The sequence below is a fragment of the Colwellia sp. MB02u-10 genome, assembly GCF_014077185.1.
Classification (GTDB): Bacteria; Pseudomonadota; Gammaproteobacteria; order Enterobacterales; family Alteromonadaceae; genus Cognaticolwellia.
Genome location: NZ_JACGVK010000089.1, coordinates 1 through 374, shown reverse-complemented (window position 1 = coordinate 374; position 374 = coordinate 1). Strand labels below are relative to the sequence as shown.

At 55.3% G+C, this 374-nt stretch carries 1 protein-coding gene; it reads right to left on the bottom strand.

Features of this window, described 5'->3' with window-relative positions; genetic code table 11:
- A partial coding sequence (locus tag H4J59_RS03970; RefSeq protein ID WP_220469716.1) for a YDG domain-containing protein occupies positions 1-374 on the bottom strand: 374 nt, incomplete at both ends.

Genomic DNA, 374 nt, shown 5'->3' with positions numbered 1-374 from the left:
GTGTTATCCGCGCCGCCATAGCTGGTAGCGCTCAGGTTAACCGTCTTACCGGTACCCGCATGCTTAGTATCAAAGGTACCCGTGCTCGCCACCGTGACAACATCCCCGGCGATCCAGCCTGCGGCACCTGAGACATCAAGGACCGCGTCGGTGTTTGCATCGTAGGTTTTGTTGCTTGCCGTAATACCACTGATGCTGATTGCTTTAGTGCTTACATTCGCGCTGGCAGTCGCCTGATCTGTGATGCTGTAGTTCGTGTTATCCGCACCGCCATAGCTGGTAGCGCTCAGGTTAACCGTTTTACCGGTACCGACATGCTTAGTATCAAAGGTACCCGTGCTCGCCACCGTAACAACATCCCCAGCGATCCAGCC